Below are 1,253 nucleotides of genomic sequence, written 5' to 3'. Positions count from 1 at the left end.
TCCATCAGATCCATTTGTTGTTTCTTGTCCAGATGAGCCAGACCAAAGTCATCCAGGATCAATAGGCTAGCCTTAGCCAGTTTATCAAAGAACTTCAGGAAGCTTCCATCAATACGGGCCATTTTGGTTTTCATCAGTAATTTCTGTGTATTGAAGTACAGTACCTTATTTCCCTGGCTACAGGCCTGGTGTCCTAAAGCCGAGGCAAGGAAGCTTTTGCCGCAGCCTGTGGCCCCGGTAATTAATACCGATTCCCCTTTTTCCAAGTATGTTCCGGTAGCCAGGTCGGTGATCTGGTCTTTATTGATTCCCCTGGCAGTTTCCAGGTTTAATTCCTCTATGGTAGCCTGGTAACGGAACTGGGCACTTTTCTTCAGGCGTTCAAAACGCCGGTGGGTACGTTCTTCAGCTTCGGCCTGTAACAATACTTCCAAGCCTTCCCCCAGGGATAGCTCGTGGTTTTGACGGGTTTCTATCATAGCTTTCCAGCTTCGGTGCATTCCCCCGAGCCGGAGTTGTGATAATTGGTTTTCAATGGTGTTCATTTAATATTCAATTTTAATAGTTACTTATTTATAAAAAGAAGCCCCGCGGATATTCCCATGAGTGGGTAGGGATTTTACCTGTGGTTCCTCCTGATAGTCGGTCATCCGGTTCTCCAGAACCTGCTTTAAGAACCGGTAAGAATACTGCCCATGGTCCAGGGCAATGCTGCAGGCTTTAATAAAGCTTTCCCTATTGGTTTTCCGGGACAGGTTCAATATGCCATCACAGGTTTTGTAAAGCTGCTCGGGGTATTTGTCCTGTTTGAACAAGGCTTCCATGTACCGGTAAAGTTCTTCAGAGTGGTTATACCCACGTTGCAGGTAATACGTGGGGCTACGCTCTTTATAATACTGGTGGTGGGAACACAGGTGTTCCTTCCGGGTGGTATAACCTGCTTTTTTGTGGTTCCTGGGATGCGTGGCAATAAGCCCTGCTTTATGGTAGATCCTCACCAGCGATCGGGTGTAGATTACCTTGACCTTCATGCCAATGTAGGTATAGGGAACGCTGTAATAGTGTTTGTCCATTCCCAGGTAGATATGATTGTTCTTGGCCACTTTATGTTCCCTGTAATATTTGATCTCGAAGGCTGTTTCGGATAAAGGCTGCAGGGTATGTTTTTCATCGGCCAGGAACTTTTCTTCCCTACAGTAATCCTTCTGCTGCATCCGGGTCTGGTTATGCTCCCTGACCTTTTGGGCAATGGC

Annotated in this window: 2 protein-coding genes; both read right to left on the bottom strand. The window is 46.6% G+C overall.

The window, feature by feature from the left end; all coding sequences use genetic code 11:
- Positions 1 to 545: ATP-binding protein (locus IE056_RS18290; RefSeq protein ID WP_189606430.1), on the bottom strand; the 545-nt coding region annotated here is incomplete at its 3' end.
- A 24-nt stretch (positions 546 to 569) separates the two neighbouring features.
- Positions 570 to 1,253 (bottom strand): Mu transposase domain-containing protein (locus IE056_RS18285; protein WP_444544493.1); only part of this gene is annotated, 684 nt, incomplete at its 5' end.

The sequence above is a fragment of the Salinimicrobium marinum genome, assembly GCF_014651535.1.
Classification (GTDB): Bacteria; Bacteroidota; Bacteroidia; order Flavobacteriales; family Flavobacteriaceae; genus Salinimicrobium; species Salinimicrobium marinum.
Note: the sequence above shows the minus strand (reverse complement) of the source record. Positions and strands in the feature narration are given on the sequence as shown.